The organism is Microbacterium sp. 22242 (genome assembly GCF_052045495.1).
Classification (GTDB): Bacteria; Actinomycetota; Actinomycetes; order Actinomycetales; family Microbacteriaceae; genus Microbacterium.
The window spans coordinates 24,685-49,477 of sequence record NZ_JBQEOZ010000002.1; the positions used below are offsets into that span (position 1 = coordinate 24,685).

Annotated in this window: 21 protein-coding genes; 8 read left to right on the plus strand and 13 right to left on the minus strand. The window is 70.8% G+C overall.

The annotated features are described in order from the left end of the window. Window positions 1–18: 18 nt before the first annotated feature. The 3 genes from ACTJJZ_RS01860 to ACTJJZ_RS01870 all read right to left on the minus strand — a co-directional run bounded on the left by ACTJJZ_RS01860 (window position 19) and on the right by ACTJJZ_RS01870 (window position 5,018). Window positions 19–1,422 carry a DUF5719 family protein gene (locus ACTJJZ_RS01860; protein ID WP_440719466.1) on the minus strand — a complete coding sequence of 468 codons (1,404 nt, stop codon included), beginning with the start codon at window positions 1,420–1,422 and terminating at the stop codon, window positions 19–21. After that, window positions 1,419–4,601: a glycosyltransferase gene (locus ACTJJZ_RS01865; protein WP_440719467.1), complete on the minus strand. Its 3,183-nt coding sequence runs from the start codon at window positions 4,599–4,601 to the stop codon at window positions 1,419–1,421. The genes ACTJJZ_RS01860 and ACTJJZ_RS01865 overlap by 4 nt, the downstream gene beginning before the upstream one ends. Window positions 4,602–4,700: 99 nt before the next feature. Further along, window positions 4,701–5,018 carry a WhiB family transcriptional regulator gene (locus tag ACTJJZ_RS01870; RefSeq protein ID WP_440719468.1) on the minus strand — a complete coding sequence of 106 codons (318 nt, stop codon included), beginning with the start codon at window positions 5,016–5,018 and terminating at the stop codon, window positions 4,701–4,703. 213 nt (window positions 5,019–5,231) lie between these two features. Here ACTJJZ_RS01870 and ACTJJZ_RS01875 point away from each other — a divergent pair, with 213 nt between their 5' ends. The 4 genes from ACTJJZ_RS01875 (at window position 5,232) to ACTJJZ_RS01890 (ending at window position 9,672) form a co-directional block, all read left to right on the plus strand. Further along, the gene (locus tag ACTJJZ_RS01875) at window positions 5,232–6,653 is read left to right on the plus strand and encodes an O-antigen ligase family protein (protein ID WP_440719469.1); all 1,422 of its coding nucleotides are present in this window, start codon (window positions 5,232–5,234) and stop codon (window positions 6,651–6,653) included. Then, a complete protein-coding gene (locus ACTJJZ_RS01880; RefSeq protein WP_440719470.1) occupies window positions 6,650–7,948 on the plus strand; it encodes an O-antigen ligase family protein in 1,299 nt (432 codons plus the stop codon). The genes ACTJJZ_RS01875 and ACTJJZ_RS01880 overlap by 4 nt, the downstream gene beginning before the upstream one ends. A gap of 190 nt (window positions 7,949–8,138) precedes the next feature. Then, complete coding sequence (locus tag ACTJJZ_RS01885; RefSeq protein WP_440719471.1) at window positions 8,139–9,101, plus strand: glycosyltransferase; 963 nt, start codon at window positions 8,139–8,141, stop codon at window positions 9,099–9,101. Between the two features lies 1 nt (window position 9,102). After that, window positions 9,103–9,672: a hypothetical protein gene (locus ACTJJZ_RS01890; protein WP_440719472.1), complete on the plus strand. Its 570-nt coding sequence runs from the start codon at window positions 9,103–9,105 to the stop codon at window positions 9,670–9,672. A gap of 64 nt (window positions 9,673–9,736) precedes the next feature. Here ACTJJZ_RS01890 and ACTJJZ_RS01895 read toward each other — a convergent pair whose 3' ends face one another. Both ACTJJZ_RS01895 and ACTJJZ_RS01900 read right to left on the minus strand, forming a co-directional pair. After that, complete coding sequence (locus ACTJJZ_RS01895; RefSeq protein ID WP_440719473.1) at window positions 9,737–10,138, minus strand: hypothetical protein; 402 nt, start codon at window positions 10,136–10,138, stop codon at window positions 9,737–9,739. A gap of 53 nt (window positions 10,139–10,191) precedes the next feature. After that, window positions 10,192–10,887, minus strand: coding sequence for a hypothetical protein (locus ACTJJZ_RS01900; protein WP_440719474.1), 696 nt, complete (start codon window positions 10,885–10,887; stop codon window positions 10,192–10,194). Window positions 10,888–10,945: 58 nt separating this feature from the next. On the opposite strand from ACTJJZ_RS01900, the gene pseI reads away from it, so the two are divergent. Next, window positions 10,946–12,007, plus strand: coding sequence for a pseudaminic acid synthase (pseI, locus tag ACTJJZ_RS01905; RefSeq protein ID WP_440719475.1), 1,062 nt, complete (start codon window positions 10,946–10,948; stop codon window positions 12,005–12,007). A 4-nt stretch (window positions 12,008–12,011) separates the two neighbouring features. Here the strand turns inward: pseI and ACTJJZ_RS01910 are convergent, their stop codons facing one another. Further along, entirely contained in the window at window positions 12,012–13,523 is a 1,512-nt protein-coding gene (locus tag ACTJJZ_RS01910) for a GNAT family N-acetyltransferase (protein WP_440719476.1), read from the minus strand. A 133-nt stretch (window positions 13,524–13,656) separates the two neighbouring features. Between ACTJJZ_RS01910 and pseB the strand changes: the two genes are divergently transcribed. Genes pseB through ACTJJZ_RS01925 form a run of 3 tightly spaced genes read left to right on the plus strand, consistent with a single transcriptional unit; the run spans window position 13,657 to window position 16,495 of the window. Next, window positions 13,657–14,646 (plus strand): UDP-N-acetylglucosamine 4,6-dehydratase (inverting), encoded by a 990-nt coding sequence (gene pseB / locus ACTJJZ_RS01915; protein WP_440719477.1) that lies wholly within the window; start codon window positions 13,657–13,659, stop codon window positions 14,644–14,646. Window positions 14,647–14,648: 2 nt separating this feature from the next. Continuing rightward, window positions 14,649–15,773, plus strand: coding sequence for a DegT/DnrJ/EryC1/StrS family aminotransferase (locus tag ACTJJZ_RS01920; RefSeq protein ID WP_440719757.1), 1,125 nt, complete (start codon window positions 14,649–14,651; stop codon window positions 15,771–15,773). Next, window positions 15,770–16,495 carry a cytidylyltransferase domain-containing protein gene (locus ACTJJZ_RS01925; RefSeq protein ID WP_440719478.1) on the plus strand — a complete coding sequence of 242 codons (726 nt, stop codon included), beginning with the start codon at window positions 15,770–15,772 and terminating at the stop codon, window positions 16,493–16,495. The genes ACTJJZ_RS01920 and ACTJJZ_RS01925 overlap by 4 nt, the downstream gene beginning before the upstream one ends. A 26-nt stretch (window positions 16,496–16,521) precedes the next feature. Here ACTJJZ_RS01925 and ACTJJZ_RS01930 read toward each other — a convergent pair whose 3' ends face one another. The 7 genes from ACTJJZ_RS01930 to rfbA form a co-directional block, all read right to left on the minus strand. Next, complete coding sequence (locus tag ACTJJZ_RS01930; protein ID WP_440719479.1) at window positions 16,522–17,262, minus strand: ABC transporter ATP-binding protein; 741 nt, start codon at window positions 17,260–17,262, stop codon at window positions 16,522–16,524. Continuing rightward, window positions 17,262–18,056, minus strand: coding sequence for an ABC transporter permease (locus ACTJJZ_RS01935; protein WP_440719480.1), 795 nt, complete (start codon window positions 18,054–18,056; stop codon window positions 17,262–17,264). Before ACTJJZ_RS01935 ends, ACTJJZ_RS01930 begins: the two co-directional genes overlap by 1 nt. 49 nt (window positions 18,057–18,105) lie before the next feature. Then, entirely contained in the window at window positions 18,106–19,242 is a 1,137-nt protein-coding gene (glf, locus tag ACTJJZ_RS01940; RefSeq protein WP_440719481.1) for a UDP-galactopyranose mutase, read from the minus strand. Window positions 19,243–19,376: 134 nt separating this feature from the next. Next, complete coding sequence (locus ACTJJZ_RS01945; RefSeq protein WP_440719482.1) at window positions 19,377–21,500, minus strand: acyltransferase family protein; 2,124 nt, start codon at window positions 21,498–21,500, stop codon at window positions 19,377–19,379. Then, the gene (gene rfbD, locus ACTJJZ_RS01950) at window positions 21,497–22,912 is read right to left on the minus strand and encodes a dTDP-4-dehydrorhamnose reductase (protein WP_440719483.1); all 1,416 of its coding nucleotides are present in this window, start codon (window positions 22,910–22,912) and stop codon (window positions 21,497–21,499) included. The genes ACTJJZ_RS01945 and rfbD overlap by 4 nt, the downstream gene beginning before the upstream one ends. Continuing rightward, the gene (gene rfbB / locus ACTJJZ_RS01955; RefSeq protein ID WP_440719484.1) at window positions 22,909–23,907 is read right to left on the minus strand and encodes a dTDP-glucose 4,6-dehydratase; all 999 of its coding nucleotides are present in this window, start codon (window positions 23,905–23,907) and stop codon (window positions 22,909–22,911) included. The genes rfbD and rfbB overlap by 4 nt, the downstream gene beginning before the upstream one ends. Next, a complete protein-coding gene (rfbA, locus tag ACTJJZ_RS01960) occupies window positions 23,907–24,776 on the minus strand; it encodes a glucose-1-phosphate thymidylyltransferase RfbA (protein WP_440719485.1) in 870 nt (289 codons plus the stop codon). Before rfbA ends, rfbB begins: the two co-directional genes overlap by 1 nt. Window positions 24,777–24,793 lie beyond the last annotated feature (17 nt).

Consider the following 24,793-nt stretch of genomic DNA (forward strand, 5'->3'; position numbering starts at 1 on the left):
CGCGCCGTTGCTACGCCGTCACCGCTGGTAGACGTCGACCGGCGCCGCCGCGGCATCGGTCGGCCAGACCGGATAGCCGGCGAGCTTGCCCGTCGCGAAGAAGCCGACGGCCGCGCGGACCGCTGTCGTCGACGACAGCGAGTACACCGTCGAGGGACTCACCGGCACGGTGGCCGCGCCGTTCGCGGGCACCGCGATGCGCTGCCCTGTGCCGCCGTTCACCGGGGCGAGCTGCACGGTCGTCGCCTTGTCCGACGCGTTCTGCACGTGCAGCTGCGGGGCGGGTCCGGCCGCCACGGCGAACGTCGTGGTCCCGGTGATGTCGGGCGCGGGCGTCATCCAGGCGAAGTCGGAACCCTTGCCGAGTCCGGTCGTCTGCCGTGCCGCCGCCACCACCGGCGCCGTGGAGGTCACGTCGATCGCGTACAGGCCGGGCTTGAGGGCCGAGAAGTCGACCGATCCGACCTGGCCGGCCCTGAGCTGGACCTTCTTCGCGCCGCCCACCGGGTTGCCGTTCGCCGCGTCGCGGGGCTGCAGCAGAACGGTCGCGTCGGCGGACGGCGCGAGCAGCCGCACCGATGTGGTGGGGTTGTCGTCGTCGGCGGAAGGCACGAGCGCCCGCACGCCGAGCAGCGACTGCGAGGTCCCCGGCTGGGCGATCGCGTCCTGGACGTCGATGCCCACGGGATCCAGCGTGCGGATCAGGCTGGACTCCAGCGCGGCCCGCACCGGCGCACCGCTCGAGGTCACCTCGACCACCGGACTCGCCTCCCCCGCGGCTCCTGCGGCCAGCGGGATCGAGGACTGGGTTCCGGCCGGCACGATCACTTCGGAGGTGCTGGGGGCGCCGCCCTGCGAGCCGTACTCGGTGAGCGTGACCGTGGCGGACACCGCACCAGGGTTGGCGATCAGGAGGATGTCGTTGGCGCCGGTCGTCGCCGCGCCGCCGACGATCCAGGACTCCATGCTCGGCGGTCGGCACGCGGCGGCGGCGAATCCGCTCACGTCGTCCGCGGCGACGGTCACCGATTCGGCTGCGGCCACCTGAGCGGGCGCGCTCCCGTTCGGCGCGGCGGCGAACATCGGGGTCTCCGTCGCGTCCGCGATCCCGGGCAGCGCGATGCGCTTCGAGGTCAGAGTGGAGCCGGAGGCCGCGCCGCTGACGAGCGAGGGTGTTCCCGCCACGGTCAGCTGACTGGCCTGCGAGGCGTCGCGACCGAGCGCGAGGAACGGACCCGCGCAGGTGAGCAGCGTGTCGCCCGCGACGGGTGTGACCGCCGTGCGCCCGGGAGCGTGCGCGACACTGGGCCAAGCGGCAGGGACCGCGAGGGCGGCACCGGCGATGCAGGCGGCCGAGACCACGGCTCCCGCGGCCAGTCGTGCGCCCGTGGTGGCGATCCGGACGGCGTTCGGCTTGGTCATGAGTCTGCCCCCTTCGCGGTCGCGGTCTCAACGCCGTCACGCTCGCCGTCCGCGGCGTCCGAGTCGGGTCCGTTCTCCGGAGAGTCCGAACCGGGTCCGGCGTCGGGCTCGCCCTCCGTGGCGTCCGAGTCGGGCTCGCCCTCGACGAGTGCCGGGTCGGATCCGGCCTCGTCGAGCGCGGGATCGGCGGATGCGGCCCCGTCGAACGCGGGATCGGCGGAGCCGGACTCGTCGCGTGCGGGATCGGCCGGCTCGGCGACGTGCTGGTCCGCTGGCGCTTCAGCCTCGGGAATGACGACCGACGCGCTCGGCGTCTTCGTCCGCACGCGCCGGGAGGCGGCACGCACCCGCGGCTCCCTTCCCGGCCTCGGCGCCCGCGCGGTGCGCTCCGGCAGCACGCCGATCGCCCGGGGCACGGCGCGTGCGGCACGGCGGGAAGCCCTGGTCGGGATCGAGAGCAGCAGCGCGGCGAAGAGCACGATCAGCTCCACCGTCACGACGAACTGTCCGGTCGCCCGCTGCGCCGTGCTCGGTGCGGGGCGCGCGGCGGGGACCGCCTCCATCCGCCAGAGCACGCCGAGGGCCGTCTCGCCGACGCGGACGAACCCGGCACGCTGGTCGAGCGCCGTGGCGGACTGCAGCCGCAGCGCGCGCTCGGGGCCGGTCTCCTGCGTCCCGGCCGCCTGCAGCAGGACGTAGCGCACACCGAGCGCGCCGACCTGCGCGGGCGCGTCGAACTGCCGTGCCGAGACCAGATCCACCGACAGCTTGGCGAGCTTCTCGCCCTGCGGCGCCGTGGCGGTGTTGAGCATGCTCGCCTGTGCGCCGAGCGTGGCGCTCGCGCCCCACACCACGGTGGTGGCCAGTCCGCCGCCCGGCTGGGCCGTGAGCACGAGGGTGCCGAGATCCCGGTCGTCCCTGGCCTGCGCGTTGACGTAGGCGGGAAGCGTGCTCAGATCGCCCTTGCGGATCTCCGCCGTGCCGTTCACGAACGAGAAGGCCGTCGGAACAGCGCACACGACGATCCCGGCGACCGCGATCAGGGCCGCGGCGCCGCGCAGCGCCGGCAGCGTGATCGCGCTGTCGAGCGTGACCAGTGCCCCGCCGAGCACCCCGATCCAGGCCAGGCTGAGCGCGCTGCCCGGCCAGATCGGCACGGGGACGGACTGCGCGAAGGCGACCGAGATGCCGACCACGGCGAAGGCCGTGGCCAGCCCGGTCGCGGCGACGAGGAGCGACCCGATCCCCACGCTCCAGCGCGGTGAGATCGTCGAGATCAGGGCGAGCACCGCGAGCGGCGCGGCGAGCCACAGCGCCCACGGCGCGGTGCCCGCATGCTGGTTCAGCAGCGCAGGCCAGCCGGCCTGGTCCATGGTCGGCAGGCCGCCGAGCAGGGCGGCACGGCCGGCGGCGTCGGCCGCCGCCTGCGGGCCGACGACGATGGCACCGGGATCCGAGAGCAGCGCGAGCAGGCTGCCGTGCGCGAGCTGCCAGACCGCGAGCGGCGCGAACACCACGATGGCCGGCACGAGCACCCACACCATCCGCACCGCGCCGCGCACGGTGCGCCGGGCCAGCAGCCAGACGATCGCGACGATCCAGAGCAGCACGAAGGCCGGGGCCAGCGACGGCGCGCAGGCCAGCGCGGCGGCGGTGAGCAGAGAGGCCGCTCCGGCCGCTCCCCACGAACGGCGCGCCACCAGCGCGGTGTGGAACACCCAGGGCAGCAGCAGGTGCAGGAGGACCGCGGCGGGACGGCCCTGTGCGAGTGCGATCAGGAAGGTCGGCGCGAGCGCCCAGACGGCTCCCGCGAGGATCCGCAGGGCGGCCTTGTCGGTGATCCGGGTCGCCGCGAACCAGCCGCCCAGCATCGCCAGCGGCAGCGCCGCGACCCAGAGCAGCACCAGCGCGAAGGACGGCGCGCCTGGCCAGAGCGATCCGAGCAGCGCGATCACGCCCGCGAACGGATCCGCAGGACCCACCACCCCGACGCCGAATCCGCGCTGACCCCAGGCGGCATCGCGCCAGAGCGCGGCGACGGTCTGCCGCAGCGGCAGGAGCGCGCCCCCGCCGAGCGCGGGCCAGGCCAGCAGCGACGTGAACAGGCCGACGCCGACGACCAGGGCCGCCAGCACCGCCCACGCGCCGCCGCCGGAGAAGAAGCCGAGCTCGTGGTGCACGCCCGCTTCGGAGCCGTGCCCGTCGTCCAGCCGCTGCCGCAGCTGCGCCCGGGAGACCCGGAGGGGCGAGATGCTCAGCCAGCTCGCGCTGCGCTCGGCGCGGATCGCGCGGCGCGCGCGGGAGACGGCAGAGCCGGAGACCATGGCGGCGGCCGCGGCGCCCCACTCCGGCAGCACGGCGGCCGGGCGCTTGCCCGTGAGATGCGTGATGGAGCGCCACAGCGCGAGCGGCAGGAGCGAGAGCCAGTGCAGCGGGACCGCCACCGCGGGCGCATAGCTGAGCCGGCGGTGCAGCTGCGCCCGGCGGGCGGCGTAGGCCGCGGCCGCGCTGCCTTCGGCCGCCGCGCCGTCGTCCACGGCGACGCGCGCGCCCGAGGTGAGCACGATGCGCCCCCCGGAGAGCCGGGCGCGCACGCCCAGGTCGAGTCCCTCGTCACGGCCGCCGAGACCCGGGTCGGGCAGCAGGGCGCGGCCCTTGCGCAGCAGGAGCCCGCGTACGTCGGCGCCGAGAGCGTCGTCCTGCGCGTCGTGCTGCCCCTGGTCCAGCTCTCCGCGTGCCGGATCCACGGCCCTGCCCAGGCGGGTCATGCTCTGCCCGAACGACACGATGCGATGCTCGTCGATGTCGCTCACGAGCTTCGCCGCGGCCGCCACGGAGGACGGCGAGCGCTCCAGGGCGCCGACGAGCTGCTCCAGCGCCTCGGGTGCCGGCACGCAGTCCTCGGTGAGGATCCACAGCGAGGCGTCCTGAGCCACGCGCGGGGCGGCCAGCGCGACCGCGGCGGCGAGCGTCGTGGACGCCTTGGTCTCGACGACGGCTTCCGCCGCGGCGGCGACCCGCGCACTGGTGCGCACGGCGGTCGAGGACCCGCACGCGACGATCGTCAGCGCGTCCGGCCGGCGGGTCTGCGCGGCGAGCGCGTCGAGGGCGCGCAGCAGGCGCGCGAGGGAGGTCGCGCCGGAACGGGCGACGAGAACGGCGTGAACTCGGGCAGACATGACGGGGTCAGCCTAAGCGCGGGTCCCGCGGTCAGACGGTTCCGCCCGGGCGCGTCACCGATTTCCCGGCAGACGCATCACGTGGGCCCTGTCGGAGCGTCAGCTGGCGCGGCGCTTGAGCTTGCGGCGCTCGCGCTCGGAGAGACCGCCCCAGATCCCGAAGCGCTCATCGTTGTTCAGGGCGTACTCGAGGCACTCTCCGCGCACGTCGCACGAGGTGCAGATGCGCTTGGCGTCGCGGGTCGATCCGCCCTTCTCCGGGAAGAACGCCTCGGGATCCGTCTGCGCGCACAGCGCCTCGCTCTGCCAGGCGAGCGCGTTGTCGTCGTCCTCGGTCGGGCGACGGACGCCCGGCACGCCCAACTGGACCGGATCCACGAACCAGTCGTTGGGAACGTCCGATCGGTAAGCCGTCATTTCGCCCTCTCCCTGTCTTCCCCCCGGATGCCCCGCGGGCCGCGTTGCACTACTAATTACACCCGTGTCATTCCCGTGGGTCAAGTCGCGGATCGTAAACCCTCAAGCACGCATTGAACGTTCTCTCGCATGCACGGCGTGTCGCATGCCGACCCGGCGGCCGCTCTCGTCGGCTTCCGGTGCGGCGGAGCGCACGCGGTAGCCTGATCCTCGATGGCGCAGCACTCCCGACTCTCCACGGCTCTCCCGCCGAGCGCTCCGGCGCGCGAGTCGACCCGGCATCTGCTGCTGCGCGCGCACATCGTGCTGCTCCTCTTCGGCGTGTTCGCGCACACCGCGGTGTTCAACCTGCTCGGGATCGACGGCGCGGCCGTCGTGCTCGCGGTGCTCCTGGTCGGGACGCTCGGGCTCGCGATCCCGCGGATCGCCCTGGCCCGTCCTGCCCGGTTCCCGTGGCGGCGGATGCCGTGGGCCGCGCTCGTCTACCTCGCCCTGGCCCTGGCGTCGGTGCTCTGGTCGCGGTGGCCGCAGGCCACCCTCCTCACCTGGGTGCTGCAGGCGTCGATCACCGTGGTGGCGCTGTTCGTCGCGTTCACGCTCAGCTGGCAGGAGATCGTGCGCGCGCTGTCCAGCGCGTTCAAGTGGATCCTCGGCCTGTCCGTCCTCCTCGAGGCGTGGGTCGCGCTCGTGCTGCATCACCCGCTGGTGCCGAACTTCGCGATCTTCCCGCCCGGGAAGATCGACCCGCACTGGTACTGGGTGCGCGGGGATCTGATCGGCACCGGCCGGATCCAGGGCATCGTCGGCAACTCGAACACCCTCGGGATCCTGTGCGCCCTCGCGCTCGTCGTGTTCGCGCTGCTGTACGCGGGGCGTGCGCGCCGCCGGCCCGCGCTGCTGATCTGGATCGCGCTGGCCGCCTATCTCCTGATCCGCGCCGGATCCGCGACGTCCTACGCCTCGCTCGCGGCGGGGATCCTGGTGCTGATCGCCGCAGTGCTGATGCGGCGCGCGGAGGCGCCCGCGCAGCGCGCCCGGCTGTACGCCCTCTTCCTCGCGGTCGCCGCCGTCGGCGGCGTCGTGCTGTGGCTGGGGCGCGACGCCGTGTTCGGCGCGCTCGGCAAGTCCTCGGATCTCACCGGTCGCGTCGAGATCTGGCGCAAGGTGCTCGCCCGCGCCGTCCAGCATCCGTTCTTCGGCAACGGCTTCTCGTCGCCCTGGGTGCCCTGGGACCCGGCGTTCCACAACTGGATCCTGGACCACCGCATCACGGTCTTCATGGCGCACAACATGTGGCTGGACGTCTTTCTGCAGCTCGGTGCGGCCGGCGTGCTGCTGATCGCGCTCGCGTTCCTCGCCTTCGCCTGGCGGGCGTGGTTCTTCGCGGTCGACCGGCCGCGCTGGGATCTCGTCAGGGACCGCCCCTACTCGGCGCTCTCGCTGCTGCCGACCGTGTTCGTCGCGATGCTGCTCGTGCTGGGACTCGCCGAGTCCACGCCGATCCTGCTGTGGGGCTGGCTGCTGCTGATCCTGCTCTCGTTCAAGATGAAGATCTCGCCGCTGGTCGGCACCGGGCCGGGTGAGGGCGCTCCGCCCGAGACCCGCGGGAGCGGGCGGCGCAGGCGGGCGGCATGACGACCCATCGGCGCCGGCTGGCCAGGCTCCTGGCCTCGGTCGAGATGGCGCGCGCCTACACGACCTGCGCGCTGTTGAGCGTGTTCGGATCCTTCGCGATCACCGCGTTCACGTCCGCGACGACCATGAACACGATCGTCGCGGTGCTGTGCGTCATCGGCGCGGCGATCCTCGTGGTGCGGCGCGAAGAGCTCAGCCCGCTCCGCGTCGCGCCGTCCACGCTGCTCGCCTTCCTCGCCTGGACGCTGGCCAGCGCGTTCTGGTCGACCGCGCAGAGCCCGTCGCTGAAGGCCTGGTCCGCACTCGCGGGCTACGCCCTGATCGCGGTGGTCATCGGGCACATCCGCGACACCCTGCAGACCGTGCGCGCGCTCGGAGACGCCCTGCGGGTCCTGCTGGTCGCGTCCCTGATCGCCGAGATGATGTCCGGGATCCTGCTCGACCTGCCGTTCCGCTTCCTCGGCATCCAGGGGAACATCGCGCACGGCGGCCCGGTCCAGGGCCTGTTCGGCACCAGGAACATGCTCGGCTTCATCGCCGTCGTCGCCGTGATCACCTTCGTGGTCGAGTGGCGTTCGCAGTCGCTGTCCGCCGCTCTCGCGATCCCCTCGATCGGGCTGGCCGGATTCCTCGCGCTGTTCTCGGCGTCGCCGACGGTGCTCGTGCTCGCCGCCGCGGTCGGCGTCGCGAGCGTGGCCCTGGTCATGGTGCGCCAGGCGCCCGTCGCGCGCAGGGCTCCGCTGCAGTGGTCGATCGGCGCCGTGGTCGTGGTCGGCCTCATCGCGGCCTACCTCCTGCGGCACCGGATCATCGCCGTGCTGGACGCGGGCAGCGACTTCAACACCCGCGTGCAGCTGTGGACGACGCTCTCCCAGTACACGGTCCAGCGCCCGGTGCAGGGCTGGGGCTGGTTCGGGCTGTGGGACGCGGACGCCTACCCGTTCAACTCGATCAACTACTTCACGAACGACCACCACGGCAGCGCGCTGAACGCGTTCTTCGACACACTGCTGCAGGTGGGCGCCGGCGGCATGCTGCTGTTCGCGCTGCTCGGCGGCGTGGCGCTGGTGCGCTCCTGGCTGGTCGCGAGCGTGCGCCGCTCCGTGGTGTACGCGTGGACCCCCCTGGTGCTCGTGACGCTCGCGGTGGATTCCCTGTTCGAGAGCTTCACCCTGATCGACGCGGGCTGGTTCCTGCTCGTGCTGTGCGCGCTGCGAGCCGGGCAGTCGCGGTCCTGGCGGGAGAACATCGACGCCGCGCAGACCAGCTCGACGCCGACGCTGCCCGGACGCTGACCGGGGCGCTCCCCGGGAACGCGTTCCGCGGAAGGTAGTCTGGAGGGGATTCGTCTCGAGTCGAATTCCAGATCATCGGAGCACCCCTCTTGACCCACGTCCTGCAGCATGTCGTGTTCCCGCTCGAACGCGCAGGCCTGCCCGAGCTCGTCTCGGCCGAGGCGCGGCGCACGACCTTCGAAGGACGTTCATGACGCCTCAGTCCGCCGGCTTCGACCCGGCCACCGCGACGATCGTCATCGTCACCTTCAACCGCTCCCACCTGCTCACGGGGCTGCTGGACAGCATCGTGCAGATGGAGCCGAAGCCCGGCCGCGTCGTCGTGATCGACAACGCGTCGTCGGACGACACGACCGAGGTCGTCGAGTCGTACCGCGAGAAGCTGGGCGCCGAGCTCGTCTACCGGCGGCTGGAGACCAACACCGGCGGATCCGGCGGTTTCAGCGAGGGCATGCGCACCGCGTACGAGCTGGGATCCGAGTGGATCTGGATGATGGACGACGACGTCGAGGTGCTCCCGGACGGGCTCGCCCGGATGGGCGCCTGGGCGCCGCGGTTCAAGAGCATCCAGGGCCGCCGCTACGACTACGACGGCAGCGCGTTCTACTGGCAGTACCGGATCGCGGAGAGGATGGGCATCCCGATCCCGTTCGCCCCCGCAGGGTTCGACGCGACCGGGTTCAAGCCGATGAACAGCGGCTGCTTCGAGGGGATGTTCATCCACCGCTCGATCGTCACGCAGATCGGCCTGCCGGATCCGCGCTTCTTCATCTACTGGGACGACCAGATGTACGGCTGGCTCGCATCCCGCAAGACGCAGGCCGTGATCGTGGACGAGTTCGTGCTGCGCCGCACCCGCGAGATCAGGCAGTGGGACATGGGCATCCGGCACATGAACGCGTCCAGCAACGCCTACCGGTTCTACATCATGCGCAACCGCGCCTACCTGAAGCACTATTACCGCGTGCACGGGGTGTACAACCCGGTTCTGTTCGGGCTCGGCACGGCGATGACGTTCGCCAAGGAGCTCATCCGGCTGGTGTTCGTGGAGCGCACCGTGCGCGGAACCAGCAACCTGTTCCGAGGACTGCGCGAGGGCGGGAAGATCTCCCGCGACAGGACCTGGCGCCCGATGCCGCCGTTGGAGGACTGAGATGACCGAGCAGAAGCCGGAAGCCGTGTGGGTCTTCCCGGAGAAGAAGCGCAACGGCGGTCGGATCGCGCTGATCATCGCGCTCGTGGTGGTCGTGCTGCTGATCGCCGCCGGGCTCGCGTTCTTCCTCGTTCCCCACCGGGAGGCGCCGATCGTGGCGCCCAGTCCGACGACCTCGACCGCGGCGCCGTCGCCCTCCCCCACGGGCCCCTCCGCGCCCACCGACTCCCCCGTCCCGACGACGCCCGTCTCGACCCCCCCTCCGCCGCCCGACCCGTCGCTGCCCGCGTTCCGCGACCAGGTCGGGTTCCGTCTGGACACCGCGACGCAGGGGCTGGACATGGTCGCCGGCGGCGCCAGCGACAGTGTGCAGACGATCTCCAAGCTCCAGGGCGACGTGCAGCGGCTGTCCGACACGCCGCCGCCCGCCTCGATCGCCGATGAGTGGCGCTCCGAGCTTCAGACGTATGCCGCCAAGCTGGATGCGCTCGCCGCGAACCCTTCCGACACCGACTCCCTCGCCGGGGCGAGAGACGCGGTCGCCGCGCTGAAGCGGCTCATCGGCGCGTGAACGCGGCGCTGCGGCGCTGGAAGACGGGGCGCCCGTCCGGGGTTCCGGACTCGGCCGCCTCGCCTCAGTCCGTGGTCTCCTCGAGCCGGCGCAGGCGCTCCTCGTAGTGCGCGGCCAGCTCCAGGCGGATGCGGGCGCGTTCGTGCTCGGCGAGTGCGCGCGCGACGGCGGACTCCTCGTCGAGCGCGGTGACCTGGAGCTGGACGCGGAGCGCCTCGAACCGCTGCTCGAGCGCCGCCAGCTGCGGCGCGATGCGATCGAACTCGGAGCGGATGTACGAGAAGTCCGCCTGGGTGCCGCCCAGACGTGCGTCGTAGTCGCGCTGGCGGTGGGCGACGTCCTCGAGCACGGGCGTGAGCCGGGCATCGACGAGCGGGTTCACCACGTCGGCGACGCGGTCCTCGAGCCGCGCATCGATGCGGCGTTGGACAGCGAGGTCGAGACGACGGCGGATTCTGTTCAGCATGCGGTCCTCGGGCTCGGGCGGGCGGCGCTTCGGTCGGTGGTCAGGAGTGGTGGTCAGGGGTGGTAGGAGACGACGCCGGCATCGATCCAGCCGCGCACGAGGAGCGACTCCCGCTGGATACCGTGTTCGGCACCGACCGCGGAGGCATCCCCGTAGGCATGATTCCACGCGGTCTGCTCCGGAGCGTCGACGAAGGAGAATCCCATGGCGTGGATGACGGCCTCAGGGAAGAGCCGGGTGGCGAGCCACAGCATCACCGTGCCCGTCGTCGCCCACTGCCCGATCTCGCGCGGGTCGGCATCCATCGCCGCGCCGAGCGGCAGGATGACCTCACGGTTGGGCATCGTGACGAGGCCGAGGTCTTTCGGCCAGAACGCCGGAAGCTTCGGGTTCTCCCAGAGCATGCGCCCCGGCTCGATCATGAGATAGAGCCGCTCCGTGTAGTCCTGGAAGAACCACGGCGTGGGGCGCACTCCGCGGTTGAAGACGACCACGTCGGTCCGGCGGCCGACGGTCGGCGGTTCGCCGTCGAGATCCGCGCGGAAGCCGTTCACCCGGAACACGAGGTCGGCGTCATCGACGACCGCAGCTCTCTCGCGCGAAGGCTCGAGGGGCTGGTTGCCGACGACCGCGACCCGGCGGATCTCCGGAGAGCGCGCGTAGAGCTGCACAAGCGGTCGCAGACGCTCGTAGAAAGCACCCTCGCCGTCTCCCGCGGTCGTGCCGACGGGCTCCTTCACGCGTCTCATATCCCTACAGCCTAGGGCCACCGCACCGCACGGTCGAACGCCGTCTAGAGTGGTCGGGATGAGCGCCGCACAGACCATCCCGCTGTCCACTGCGTCCATCTCCGCCCACGATCCGGTGTTCACGATCGCGGAGATGTCGGGCAACCACAACGGCGATCTCGAGCGGGCGCTGCAGATCGTCGATGCCGTGGCCGGCACCGGCGCGAACGCGCTGAAGATCCAGACGTACACGGCGGACACGCTGACCATCGACTCGGATCGGCCCGCGTTCCGGGTGCAGGGCGACCACGGGCTCTGGGGCGGACGGAACCTGTACTCCCTGTATCAGGAGGCGCACACGCCCTGGGAGTGGCATGAGGAGATCTTCGCGCGTGCCCGCGAGCAGGGGCTGATCCCCTTCTCCACGCCCTTCGATCCGACATCGGTGGCCTTCCTCGAAGACCTCGGCGTGGAGCTGTACAAGACCGCGTCGGCGGAGATCGTCGACATCCCCCTGCTGCGCGAGGTCGCCCGCACCGGGAAGCCGGTGATCGTCTCCACCGGGATGGCGACCCTGTCCGAGATCGATGCGGCCGTGACCGCCATGCGCGACGCCGGCTGCACCCGGCTCGTGCTGCTGGCCTGCACGGCCGCGTACCCCGCCCTCCCCGGCGAGGCCCGTCTCGGGAACATCCGGGTCCTGCGGGACGCCTTCGACGTGCCGGTCGGGCTCTCCGACCACACGCTCGGGATCGGCGTCGCGGTCGCCGCCGCCGCGCTGGGGGCGGTGGCGATCGAGAAGCATGTGACGCTGGACCGCACGGACGGCGGCGTGGACGCCGACTTCTCCCTCTCCCCCGCCGAGTTCGGCGCACTGGTGACGGCGTCGGAGCAGGCGCGCCTCGCCGTCGCGAGCGGCACGGCCTTCGGTCCGACCCCGGAGGAGCAGGCGGTGCTCGCCCTGCGGCGTTCGCTCTACGTGGTCGAGGACGTGCGCGCGGGGGACGTCGTGAGCGCGGCGAACGTGCGCTCCATCCGTCCCGCCGGAGGGCTGCCGACGGTCGAGTTCGATCGCGTCGCGGGGCGCGCGTTCACTCAGGACGTGCAGCGCGGCACGCCGCTCACCTGGGATCTGATCTGAACGATCACCGGTCGGCCTGCAGCCGCCACTTCGCGAAGCGCGCGAACCCGTGCTCGTCCGGCGGAAGCTGCGGCAGATAGCCCGACCGGGCGAAGAGGCGCCGCGACGCGGGGTTCTCCTGGTGGATGTCGGCGAGCAGGCGGACCGGTTCGACCGCGTCGAGCGCGTCCTCGGCCACAGCCAGAACGGAGGCGGCGATGCCACGCCCCCGCCACGCCGGTGCGATCGTGATCGAGACGACCCAGTCCGTCGCGCCCTCCCGATCCCAGCGCACGGTGCCGACGGGATCTCCGTCGTGCTCCACGAGGAGCAGACGGCGGTCACGTGATCGCAGGCTGCGGCGCAGCCACTCCTCGTGCGCTTCCGGATCGACCTCGCCCGCGGAGCGGGAGTGCGCCCGCGTGACGCGGTCGTTTCGCCAGGAACGGAGCAGGTCCGCGTCGTCGAGACGTGCCTCGCGCGCGACGAGCGCTGCGTCGTGCGGCGCGGCGGTCATCGGCACCTCGAGCAGCTGCTCCCAGGCGGACACGATGCGCCAGGTGCCGAGCCCGTCGACCGCGGCCCGCAGCCGGTCGCGCTGCCGGGCCCGCCTCGCCGGACGGGTGAGAAGCTCCCCGAGCTCCGCCAGGCTCTCCCCGGGCGCCAGTCGCCCTGGCTCGCCGAGGCCGAGCGCCAGCCCGTCGGCGACCAGCCGGCGGTAGCCGTCGCGCTGATTGTCCACGACGCAGACGATCGCCATCGGGACCCCCATGCACGCGAAGTCCCAGACGGAGGTGCCCGCGGCGCTGATCGCGACGTCATGCGCGGAGGCGAGCGCGGGGAGATCGTCGACGAAACCGAGCACGTCGACGCGATGCGGCGATGCGGCTGCAGCATCGCATACCTCCGGCCGACCCGCGGGATCCACGACCGTCACATCCAGGGGCATGCCGACCTCGCCGAGCAGCCCGAGGACCTTCGCCGTCGCGCCCTGCGGATCCGTGCCGCCCATGACGACCAGGACGCGCGGACGATCAGAAGGCGGATCGCGGTGGTCCCGCTGGTACCGCTGGTCGAGCACCTGCTGCCGGATGACGGCCGCGTCGATCCCGACGAGCCGAGCGGCCAGGACGCCGGGTGCCGTCCAGAACGCATGCTGCGCCCCGAGGGTGCCGTCGATCGCGAGATCCGCGGGACGCTCGCCATATGCCCCGTCCTGCATATTCGACAGCAGCGGGGCCGCGCCACGAAGGTCAGGCCCGCGAACATCAGCCAGAGAGGCGTAGGTGTCCAGATGGAGCACGTCGTGGCCGCGGGCCGTCAGGACGGCCTGCACGCCCGGCCCACTCGGCCGCACGTGCACGCCGGGCGCGATGCGCCCTGCGGCGTCGACCGCGGAGGATGCGATGTCCCCCTGGACCGTGACGACCCAGCCGCGCGACTGCGCGTGCTGCGCGAGTGCCAGGCAGCGCATCAGATGCCCCATGCCGACGCCGGTCGTGGCGTCGCAGAAGAGCAGCACCTCCCTGCCGGCCATCGGCGCTCCTCCCCTCGTGGCGGTCCCGATCATGCGCTGCCGGGGCAGGGCGCGCGGGTGGCCCACCGATAGGATAGGCGGACGCGCCCGTCACGCCCCGCCGGCGCCCCATTTCGACGAGGAGGAGACCTGCGTGTCGATTCTTGAAGGCGCGAACATCCTCATCACCGGTGGGACGGGGTCGTTCGGCAAAGCCTTCATCCGGTACGCGCTGGAGCATCTGAACCCGCGCCGGCTGGTCGTGTTCTCCCGGGACGAGCTGAAGCAGTACGAGGTCCGCCAGCTGTTCGGCGACGACCCGCGCCTGCGCTGGTTCATCGGGGACATCCGTGACGAGCCGCGTCTGGCGCGGGCCCTGCACGGGGTGGATTACGTCGTGCATGCGGCGGCGTTGAAGCAGGTCGACACCGCAGAGTACAACCCGTTCGAGTTCGTGAAGACGAACGTGCTCGGCAGTCAGAACGTGATCGAGGCGTCGATCGACGCGGGGGTGAAGAAGGTCGTCGCACTGTCGACGGACAAGGCGTCCAGCCCCATCAACCTGTACGGCGCGACCAAGCTCACCGCGGACAAGCTGTTCATCACCGGCAACCATTACGCGGCGGCGTACGACACGCGCTTCGCGGTGGTCCGGTACGGCAACGTGATGGGCTCACGGGGCTCTGTGATCCCGTTCTTCCGCCGGCTCGGCGAGGAGGGCAAGCCGCTGCCGATCACGGACCTGCGCTGCACCCGGTTCTTCATCACGCTGCCCGAGGCGGTGCAGATGGTGGTGGACACGTTCGAGTTCATGCAGGGCGGTGAGCTGCTCGTGCCGCGCATCCCGTCGATGAAGGTCACGGATCTCGCGCACGCGGTCGTCCCGGACGCCGAACTGGTCGACGTCGGCCTCCGCCCCGGGGAGAAGCTGCACGAGGAGATGATCAGCCCGGAAGAGGGCCGCCGCGCCGTGGTCATCCGGGACGGGAAGTACTACCTGATCCAGCCGGACCTCGCATCGTGGGGCTACCGGACGCCGGCCGGGGCCGTGCCCGTCCCGGAGGGCTTCGCATACCGCTCGGACGGGAACGACCAGTGGTACACGCGCGAGCAGATCGCGGCGATCATCGAGGCCGGTCTGTGACGATGCTCCCCTACGGGCGCCAGTCGATCTCCGAGGGCGACATCGCCGCGGTCACGGAGATCCTCCGCGGCGACTGGCTGACCACCGGCCCCGCGGTCGCCGCCTTCGAGGCCGAGATCGGCCGGCTCGCCGGCGGGCACCGGGCCGTCTCCGCGACGTCCGGCACGGCAGCGCTGCACATGGCGTACGCCGCCGCCGGAGTCTCCGCGGGCGATGAGGTGATCTCCACGCCGATGACGTTCGTCGCCACCACCGCGATGGCGTCGCTGCGGGGCGCGAGGATCGTGTTCGCTGACGTCGAGGAGGACACCGCCCTCGTCGACCCGGCCGCGGTCGACGCCCTCGCCTCCGAGCGCACGCGGGTGATCGCCGCGGTCGACTACGCCGGCCACCCGGCCGACTACGACGCGCTCTCCGTGATCGCCGCGCGGGTGGGTGCGCTGACGCTCGACGACGCCGCGCACTCGATCGGCAGCACCTACCGGGGCCGGCCGGTGGGCGACCTCGCCGACCTCACCACCTTCTCGTTCTTCCCCACGAAGAACCTCACGACCGGCGAGGGCGGGGCGGTCGTGGCGAAGGATCCGGCTCTCGCGCAGCGCGCGCACGAGTTCCACTTCATCGGACTCGTCCGCGACGCCGACCGGTTCGAGATCACGACCGAGGGCCCCTGGCACCAGGAGGTGCACGAGTTCGGCGTCAACTACCGCCTCACCGACATCGCCAGCGCCCTGGGCCTGGCGCAGCTGACGAGGCTCGCGACGTTCAAGGCGCGGCGGGCGGAGATCACCCGGCGCTACAACGAGGCCCTCGCAGGCGTCGACGGCGTGCGCATCCCCGTGCAGCGCGGCGACGTCGATCCGATCCGTCACCTCTACCCCGTCCGCATCCTGGACGGCCGCCGCCGCGAGGTGTTCGACAGGATGCGCGCGGACGGCATCGGCGTCCAGGTCAACTACATGCCCGTGTACTGGCATCCGGTCTACGCGAACGCCGGCTACCGGCGCGGGCTCTGCCCGAACGCCGAGGCCTTCTACGCCGAGGAGCTGTCGCTGCCGATCTTCCCCGACCTCACCGACAGCCAGGTCGACCAGGTCGTCGAGTCGCTGTCCCAGGCGCTGCGATGACGCGTGTCGGCATCGTCACCCAGGCGCGCACCACCAGCAGTCGCCTCCCCGGCAAGGTCCTCCTGGAGGCCGCCGGACGGACGATGCTCGCGCACCACCTGGAACGACTCGGCGGCATCGGCGCACCCGTGATCGTGGCGACCACCGTGAACCGCACCGACGATCCGATCGTCGACATCGCCCGGGCCGGCGGCGCCCTCGTCTTCCGCGGCAGCGAGCACGACGTCCTCGGACGATTCGCCGGAGCCGCCGATGCCTCAGCGCTCGACGTCGTCGTGCGGGTGACCTCCGACTGCCCTCTCATCGACCCGGCTCTCGTCCGGCACGGCATCGACCTGTTCCTCGGAACGGACGATCCGCACGCGTATGTCTCCAACACGCTCGAGCGCAGCTACCCGCGCGGCTTCGACTTCGAGGTCTTCTCGGCGGAGGCCCTGCGCGCCGCCGACGTGGACGCGACCGGGGATCCCGACCGGGAGCATGTGACGCCGTTCATCCGCCGGTCCCCGGACACGCACCTGCACTCCGTCGTCCGCACGCCTGACGCCTCGCGGCACCGGGTCACCCTCGACACGGCGGACGATTACGCGCTGCTGCGTCGCCTGATCGAGGAGCACGACGCCGCCCGCCTCGACGCCGACGCCCTCATCCGGATCCTCGATGCGCATCCCGAGCTGACGGCCCTCAACGCGCACGTCGAGCAGAAGAAGCTCGGCGACTGAGCTCGCGGCCGGCGGCACGCCACCGGTCAGCTGTTGTCGGCGTTGTAGCGGTCCAGCACCTCGCCGATCGGGGCGTCCAGGACGAGCCCGCCCTTGTCCAGGTAGAGGCCGCGCGTGCAGAAGCGCCGCAGGTCCTTCTCGTTGTGCGACACGAAGAAGAGGGTCCGCCCCTCGGCGAGGAGCTCGTCGATCCGGCTGTAGCACTTCTCCCGGAAGCCCTTGTCGCCGACGGCGAGGACCTCGTCGACCAGCAGGATCGGCTCCTCGAGCTGCGAAACCACGGAGAACGCGAGCCGCACCTTCATCCCGTTGGAGAGGTGCTTGTACGGGGTGTCCTGGAACTTCGCGAGCTCCGCGAACGCGATCATCGAGTCGTAGCGCTCCGCCACCTCGGCGCGGCTCATCCCGTGCAGCCCTGCGGTGAGCCGGACGTTCTCGCGGACCGTGAGATCGCCGACGAACCCGCCCGTCAGCTCGATGAGCGGCGCCACGCCGCCGTGCACCCGGACGCGCCCCTCGTCGGCGAGCATCACGCCCGCGACGAGCTTGAGCAGGGTCGACTTGCCCTGCCCGTTGCGCCCGACGACGCCGATCGCCTCGCCGTGGTGCACCCGGAACGAGACGTCGCGCAGGGCCCAGAACTCGTCCGGGCGGTTGCGGCGCTTCTTGCCGGCGAACAGGTCCTTGAAGCTGCGGCGCCCACGGCGACCGAGCCGGAATCGCACGCCGAGCCCTTCCACCTCGATCGCGGGACGCTCCGTCCCCATCACAGCTCCTTCAGGACGTCGCGCTCGAGCGAGCGGAAGGTGAACAGCCCGAGGGCGAGGAAGACCACCGTGACGACCGCGCCGATGATGACCGGCTCGGCCTGCCACTGCTCGGGGAACAGCCCGACCCGGTACAGCGTCATGATCCCGGAGAGCGGGTTCAGCGCGGCGACGACGTGCAGCGCGTGCGGCAGGTCCTTGAAGCTGTAGATGATCGGCGAGATGTAGAACAGCGCGCGAAGGATCAGCGCCGTGGTGCGCTCCAGATCCGTCCAGAGCACGCACAGCGGCGCGATCAGCAGGCCGAGGCCGACCAGCAGCAGCGCCTGCCAGATCATCGCCACCGGGAACAGCAGCAGACCCCAGTTCGGCTTCGCACCCGCGAAGACCGCGAACAGCACCAGCACCGGGATCGCGAAGACGAATTCGAGGCCCTTGGTCAGGATCACGCGAAGCACCCAGATCGAGCGCGGGATCGCCGTGGAGCGGATCAGCCGCGCGTCCTTCTTGAAGGCCCGCGTGAACTCCCCCACCGCGGTGTTGAACCACACCCACGGCAGCAGCGCCACCATCAGGAACACGATGTACGGTTCCTCGCCCACCTTGCCGCGATGGAAGACCACCGAGAAGACGAACCAGTAGATCGCGCTCATCACGAGCGGATCCAGCACCGACCACAGATAGCCCAGGACGCTCGTGGCGTAGCGCACCCGCAGATCCCGCGCGCTCAGCAGCCACAGCGAATGCAGGTAGCGCCGGGAGATCCCGCCTCCCCGCACCTCGGTCACCGTCACGGAGCGATCCTTTCGAGCCGGTCGGAGCGGGCGGCGCGGCGCACAGCCGTCACGCGAGCTGGTTGTTCCACGTGGACAGCGCGGATCCGATGGCCATGTGCATGTCGAGGTACTGGTAGGTGCCCAGGCGACCGCCGAAGAGCACGTCCTGCTCGCCCTTCGCGAGCTCGCGGTAGGCCAGCAGGCCCTCACGGTCGGCCGAGGTGTTCACCGGGTAGTACGGCTCGTCGCCGCGCTCGGCGAACCGCGAGAACTCGCGCATGATCACGGTCTTGTCGGTCGGGTAGCGGTCGGCGCGCTCGGGGTGGAAGTGCTTGAACTCGTGGATCCGGGTGTACGGGATGTCGGCGTCCGGATAGTTCATGACGCTGGTGCCCTGGAAGTCGCCCACGTCGAGCACCTCCTGCTCGAGGTCGATCGTGCGCCAGCCGAGCTCGCCCTCGGCGTAGTCGAAGTAGCGGTCCACCGGGCCGGTGTAGACGATGGGCAGCTGTCCGACCGTGGCCTTCTTGTTCAGCGGCTGCGCCTCGTCGAAGAAGTCGACGTCGAGCCTCACCTCGATGTTCGGGTGGTCCGCCATCCGCTCCAGCCACGCCGTGTAGCCGTCGGTGGGCAGGCCCTCCCAGGTGTCGTTGAAGTAGCGGTTGTCGTAGTTGTAGCGCACCGGGAGGCGGCTGATGATGGACGCGGGCAGCTCGCGCGCATCGGTCTGCCACTGCTTGGCGGTGTAGTCCTTGATGAACGCCTCGAACAGCGGGCGCCCGATCAGGCCGATGCCGCGCTCCTCGAGGTTCTGCGCCTTGGCCGAGTCGAACTCCCCCGCCTGGGACGCGATCAGCGCCTTGGCCTCGTCGGGCGTGTACGCCGCGCGGAAGAACTGGTTGATCGTGCCGAGGTTGATCGGCAGCGGGTAGACCTCGCCCTTGTGCGTCGAGTAGACGCGGTGCACGTAGTTCGTGAAGGTCGTGAAGCGGTTCACGTACTCCCACACCGTCGGGTTGGAGGTGTGGAACAGGTGGGCGCCGTAGCGGTGCACCTCGATGCCGGTGGTCGGCTCGTCCTCGCTGTACGCGTTGCCGCCGATGTGCGAGCGGCGATCGATGACGGTGACCTTGCGCCCCGCTGCTGCGGCGCGCTCGGCGATGGTGAGGCCGAAGAAACCCGACCCGACGACGAGGAGATCCATGCTGTCACTTTCTCGGCCGGAGCGGCCGTGGCGTGGCGGCGCGCGATTCGGGCGCCGGGGAGATTCTATCGGTGCGGGTCTGGGCGTCCCCGGAGCACATCGCTCGCATCATCCGTTCTTCGCGGTCGCCGCCGTCATCGCGCGGGCAGCAGCGCGTCGACGCCCTTCTGCAGCAGGGGTCCGAGCAACCGTACATATTCGAGATTCAGGTGATCCGCGTCGTAGTACACGGGGATGCCGCCCACCGCCGCATAGCAGCGCTCCCGATCGCAGAACCGGTCGCTCAGATCCAGGACGCCGACGCCCGGAAGGTTCGCCCCGCGGGCGGCCGCGACGATCGGATCCGGCGGCTGCGCCTGCGCGCGCGGCCGTGCGCACGAGATCGGGTCGTTCTTGGCGAGCAGCAGGCAGTCCGGAGAGCGGATCTCGCCGTTGAGCGGCGGATCCGCCATCGCCAGCACCTTGATGCCGCGCGCGCTCCAGCGCTTCCAGTAGGACTGGAGGCCGGCTTCGAACTGCTCGTCGTGACTGCGTCCCGATCCGTCATCCACGAGCTGGTGCCGGCTCGCCATCGCGGTGATGACCAGGTCCGGATGATCCTGCTCGATCGCCTGGGCCGCTTCGTGCGACCAGGTCCGGCACCGGTTCTTCTCCGCGGGACCCCATTCCGAGCGGAAGCCGTCGAACGCGACGTCCGCGATCGGGCAGCCGCCGAGATAACTCGTGGTGAGCCGCCAGTGCCGTGCGCGTGCCAGGTCGTAGACGGCGCCCTGCCATTGCTGCGCGTGCGAATCGCCGATGAGCCATACCTGGGTGGCGTTCGGGCGCCCACCGGAGAAGTCACAGGACAGCGTCGTGTGAATATCCCCGTAGACAAGTCGCTTCTCCCCCACGCACTGCGACGGGGTGTAGAAGTACTCGTTCTTCGTGGTCATCACGGAGTAGTCCAAGCGCGTGAACGCGTCCGGACACTTCGCCCCGGGCGCGAGCGCCGCGGGGCCGAGACAGGCCTCCGCGTGCACGATCGCCGGCGGCCGGTCGGCGTCGGCACCCACCGCGGCCGCGACGATCGCGGTCGCCGCCAGGGCGGCCACGGCTGCCATCCCGAGGACCGTGAACAGCAGCGGCCGGAAGGCCGTGCTCCCCCACCGCGACCAGCGCTGCGCGGGCACCTCCACGAACCGGCGCGTCAGCGCTGCCAGCACGAGGGCGACGGCCAGGACGAGCAGCCGGGTGAGCAGGGACAGGTCGCTCCCGAGGGCGAAAGGCGCGATGACGAGGATCGGCCAGTGCCAGAGGTACAGCGAGTAGGAGACGTCGCCCAGCCACTGCACGGGCGCGGTCGCGGTGACGAGATCGTGCCATTGCCGCTGCGCCCCCGTCCCCGCGGCGATCACCGCGGCCGTGCCGAGGACCGGGAGGAGAGCAGCCGCCCCGGGGAACGGCGTCGCACTGTTGAACGTCACCGCAGCGACGAGGACGAGCCCGAAGCCGAGGATCCCGATCACGTTCCGCAGCGGTCGCGAGACGGCGGCGAGCCGCGCGGCGCCGAGCGCCACGAGGGCCCCGACCGCGAACTCCCACGCGCGCGTGAACGTGGTGAAGTAGGCCTGGCTGGGTGCGACGGCGGTGTAGACGACGCTCGACGCGAAGGAGAGCAGCGCGACGACGATCACGACGATCGACAGCGCTCGTGTCACGCCTCGAGGGTTCCGATGCCCGATGCGCGCGGCGATCCCCGCGCCGGCCAGGACGAGCCAGGGCCAGACCAGGTAGAACTGCTCCTCGACCGACAGCGACCAGTAGTGCTGCACGGCGCTCGCGGCGTCATTGAGGGCGGAGTAGTTGACCGACATCCCCGCGAGATACCAGTTCTCGACGTATGTGGCGCTGGAGAGGATCTCCCAGCCGTTGCGCCCCCAACGGGGATACGGCAGGAAGACGAGGACGAGGACGACGGTGACGGCGAGCACGAGCAGTGCGGCAGGAAGCAGTCGCCGGATCCGTCGCGCATAGAAGGCCGCCAGCCGGATGCGCCCGGTGCGGGCGAGTTCCGAGGTCAGATGGCTGGTGATCAAGAACCCCGAGATCACGAAGAACACGTCGACGCCGACGTACCCTCCGCTCAGGCGCGTCGGCCAGATGTGCGTGACGACCACGAGCGTGATCGCCAGCGCACGCAGCGCCTGGATGTCGGTACGGAACAGCGTCTTCCGAGCCGAGCGCGTCGGGGTCGCGTCGAGCAGAGACGTGCTCACGACACCAGATAGTCCTTCAGCATCGCGGCGGCCTCCCTCGGCACGAATCCCGTCTGCTCCAGCCGCGTCGTGTCCAGCACGCTGTACGCCGGGCGCGGCGCAACCGGCGCGGAGGCGCCGGCGAAATAGTCGGCAGTGCTGACGGCAGAGACCCGTGCGGGGTCGTGACCGACGATCCGGAACACCGTGCGCGCGACATCCGCCCAGCTCATCGGATCCCCGGAATTCGTCACGTTGTACGTGCCGTACGGGGCGCCGGAGGAGAGGAGATGGACAGTCGCGCGCGCGATCTCGGACGCGAACGTCAGCCGTCCCACCTGGTCGGAGACGACCGCCGGATCCACGCCGCGCTCGGCGAGCGAGGCCATCGTCCGCACGAAGTTCCTGCCCTCGCCGATCACCCAGGACGTGCGCAGGATGTAGTGCCGCGGCGCGGTGGCGACGGCGACATCACCGGCGGCCTTGGACTGCCCGTACACGCCCAAGGGTGCCAGTGCGTCGTCTTCGCGGTAGGGGCGGTCGGCCGTGCCGTCGAAGACGTAGTCGCTGGACACATGCACGAGCGTGATGCCGTTCTCCGCCGCGATCCGAGCCAGGCGCGCGGGCCCCTCGGCGTTCGCGATCCAGGCGTCGCGCCGGCCCTCTGCCGTCTCGGCCAGGTCGACGGCGGTGTAGGCGCCGGCGTTGATGATCGTGCCGTAGTCGCGCCAGCGCCGCGCCGTGGAGAGGTCGGGGTCGGCGAGGTCGAGGTCCGCACGGGTGGCGTACTCGAGGTGCGCCGCGTCGCCGAGCTCGGCCCGCAGGGCGCGCCCGAGCTGGCCGTTCGCTCCCACGACGAGCGTCTTGCGCGGCGCGATCGGGGTGACGTCCGCGAGCCGCGGGTGCTTCTTGTCCTTCTCCGAGATCTCCACATCGGCGAGCGGGATCGGCCAGGAGATGTCCGCGGTCTCGTCCGCGAGGTTGAGGAACGAGTAGCTCGCCTCGGGCGACCAGTGGTCGTTCACGAGGTAGGTGTACGCGGTGTCCGGCGCGAGCGTCTGGTACGAGTTGCCCACTCCGCGCGGGACGAAGATCGCGCGGGACGGATCCAGCTCCGTCGTGAACACGGTGCCGAAGCTGGGCCCCTCCCGCAGATCCACCCAGGCGCCGAAGATACGGCCCGTGGCGACCGAGACCCACTTGTCCCAGGGCTCGGCGTGGATCCCGCGCGTGGTGCCGACCGCGTCGTTGAAGGAGATGTTGTTCTGCACCGGGCCGAAGTCCGGAAGGCCCAGCGCGGTCATCTTCTCGCGCTGCCAGTTCTCCTTGAACCAGCCGCGGGCGTCGCCGTGCACCGGCAGCTCGAGGACGATCATCCCCGGGATCGGAGTCTGCGCGACCTGCAGCGCCTTGCCGAACTCGACCACCGTCACTGTCCCTTCGTGGCGTAGAACGCCTCGGTGGCGTCCTTCGAGGGCGCCCACCACGCCTCGTTGGCCCGGTACCAGTCGATCGTCGCCTGCAGTCCGGACTCGAAGTCGGCGAACTGCGGAGTCCAGCCCAGTTCGGTACGCAGCTTCGTGGAATCGATCGCGTAGCGCAGGTCGTGGCCGGCGCGGTCGGTGACGTGGTCGTAGGCGTCGCGGGGCTGGCCCATGTGCTCGAGGATCAGCTCGACGACCTCCTTGTTGTTCCGCTCGCCGTCGGCGCCGATCAGGTAGGTCTCGCCGATGCGGCCCTTGTCGAGGATGGTGAGCACGGCGGAGGAGTGGTCGTTCGCGTGGATCCAGTCGCGCACGTTCTCGCCCGCGCCGTAGAGCTTGGGGCGGATCCCGCGGATCACGTTCGTGATCTGACGGGGGATGAACTTCTCCACGTGCTGGTACGGGCCGTAGTTGTTGGAGCAGTTCGAGATCGTCGCCTGCACCCCGAACGAGCGCACCCAGGCGCGCACGAGCAGGTCGGAGCCGGCCTTGGTGGACGAGTACGGGGAGGACGGGTTGTACGGGGTGTTCTCGGTGAACCGCTCCGGGTCGTCGAGTTCGAGGTCGCCGTAGACCTCGTCGGTGGAGATGTGGTGGAAGCGGCGGTCGTGCTTGCGAGCCGCTTCGAGGAGCGTGTACGTGCCGACGATATTCGTGTCCAGGAACGGGCGCGGGGAATGCAGCGAGTTGTCGTTGTGCGACTCGGCGGCGTAATGCACCACCGCGTCCGTCTCCGCGAACAGGCTGTCGACCAGGTCGGCGTCGGTGATGTCGCCGTGCACGAACCGCACCCGGTCCTCCGGGAGCCCGTCCAGGGAGGCGCGGTTGCCGGCGTAGGTGAGCGCGTCCAGCACGGTCACCTGGTGGTCGGCGTTCTCCACGACATGGTGGACGAAGTTCGAGCCGATGAACCCGGCCCCGCCGGTCACGAGCAGACGAGCCATCAACGGCCCCTTTCCAGGATCTCGAGCAGGTAGGTGCCGTAACCGGACTTCACGAGCTTCTCCGCGCGTTCGCGCAGCTCGTCATCGGACAGGAACCGCTGCCGCCAGGCGACCTCTTCCGGCACGCCGATCCGCATCCCGGTGCGGCGCTCCATCGTGCGGACGTAATCGCCCGCATCGGTCATCTGGTCGAACGTGCCGGTGTCCAGCCACGCCGTCCCGCGCGGCAGCACCTCGACCTGCAGCTTCCCGCGTTCCAGGTAGGCGCGGTTCACATCCGTGATCTCGTACTCGCCGCGCGCACTGGGGGCGAGGTTGCGGGCGATCTCGACGACGAAGTTGTCGAAGAAGTACAACCCGGGGACGGCATAGTTGCTCTTCGGGACCGCGGGCTTCTCCTCCAGAGACACCGCCCGGCCTTCCGCGTCGAACTCGACGACGCCGTACGCGCTCGGCTCCGCCACCCAGTAGGCGAACACGGCGCCACCGTCGACATCCGCGTACCGCTTCAGTTGCGTGCCCAACCCCGGCCCGTACAGCAGGTTGTCGCCGAGGACCAGGGCGACCTTGTCGTCGCCGATGAAATCCGCGCCGATCGTGAACGCCTGCGCGAGCCCGTCCGGAGACGGCTGCTGCGCGAACGTGATCGACACCCCGAACTGCGACCCATCCCCCAGCAGGCGCTCGAAATGCTCCGCATCATGCGGCGTGGTGATGATCAGGATCTCCCGGATCCCCGCCAGCATCAGCGTCGACAACGGGTAGTAGACCATCGGCTTGTCATACACCGGGATCAATTGCTTGGAGACGCCCAACGTAATGGGGTGCAGCCGAGTGCCGGAGCCGCCTGCGAGAATGATGCCTTTCACCCGTCAATCGTGCCACA

Coding starts and splice junctions, on each gene's coding strand:
- ACTJJZ_RS01860 (WP_440719466.1), bottom strand. CDS start 1,422: ATGACCAAGCCGAACGCCGTCCGGATCGCCACCACGGGCGCACGACTG.
- ACTJJZ_RS01865 (WP_440719467.1), bottom strand. CDS start 4,601: ATGTCTGCCCGAGTTCACGCCGTTCTCGTCGCCCGTTCCGGCGCGACC.
- ACTJJZ_RS01870 (WP_440719468.1), bottom strand. CDS start 5,018: ATGACGGCTTACCGATCGGACGTTCCCAACGACTGGTTCGTGGATCCG.
- ACTJJZ_RS01875 (WP_440719469.1), top strand. CDS start 5,232: ATGGCGCAGCACTCCCGACTCTCCACGGCTCTCCCGCCGAGCGCTCCG.
- ACTJJZ_RS01880 (WP_440719470.1), top strand. CDS start 6,650: ATGACGACCCATCGGCGCCGGCTGGCCAGGCTCCTGGCCTCGGTCGAG.
- ACTJJZ_RS01885 (WP_440719471.1), top strand. CDS start 8,139: ATGACGCCTCAGTCCGCCGGCTTCGACCCGGCCACCGCGACGATCGTC.
- ACTJJZ_RS01890 (WP_440719472.1), top strand. CDS start 9,103: ATGACCGAGCAGAAGCCGGAAGCCGTGTGGGTCTTCCCGGAGAAGAAG.
- ACTJJZ_RS01895 (WP_440719473.1), bottom strand. CDS start 10,138: ATGCTGAACAGAATCCGCCGTCGTCTCGACCTCGCTGTCCAACGCCGC.
- ACTJJZ_RS01900 (WP_440719474.1), bottom strand. CDS start 10,887: ATGAGACGCGTGAAGGAGCCCGTCGGCACGACCGCGGGAGACGGCGAG.
- pseI (WP_440719475.1), top strand. CDS start 10,946: ATGAGCGCCGCACAGACCATCCCGCTGTCCACTGCGTCCATCTCCGCC.
- ACTJJZ_RS01910 (WP_440719476.1), bottom strand. CDS start 13,523: ATGGCCGGCAGGGAGGTGCTGCTCTTCTGCGACGCCACGACCGGCGTC.
- ACTJJZ_RS01920 (WP_440719757.1), top strand. CDS start 14,649: ATGCTCCCCTACGGGCGCCAGTCGATCTCCGAGGGCGACATCGCCGCG.
- ACTJJZ_RS01925 (WP_440719478.1), top strand. CDS start 15,770: ATGACGCGTGTCGGCATCGTCACCCAGGCGCGCACCACCAGCAGTCGC.
- ACTJJZ_RS01930 (WP_440719479.1), bottom strand. CDS start 17,262: ATGGGGACGGAGCGTCCCGCGATCGAGGTGGAAGGGCTCGGCGTGCGA.
- glf (WP_440719481.1), bottom strand. CDS start 19,242: ATGGATCTCCTCGTCGTCGGGTCGGGTTTCTTCGGCCTCACCATCGCC.
- rfbB (WP_440719484.1), bottom strand. CDS start 23,907: ATGGCTCGTCTGCTCGTGACCGGCGGGGCCGGGTTCATCGGCTCGAAC.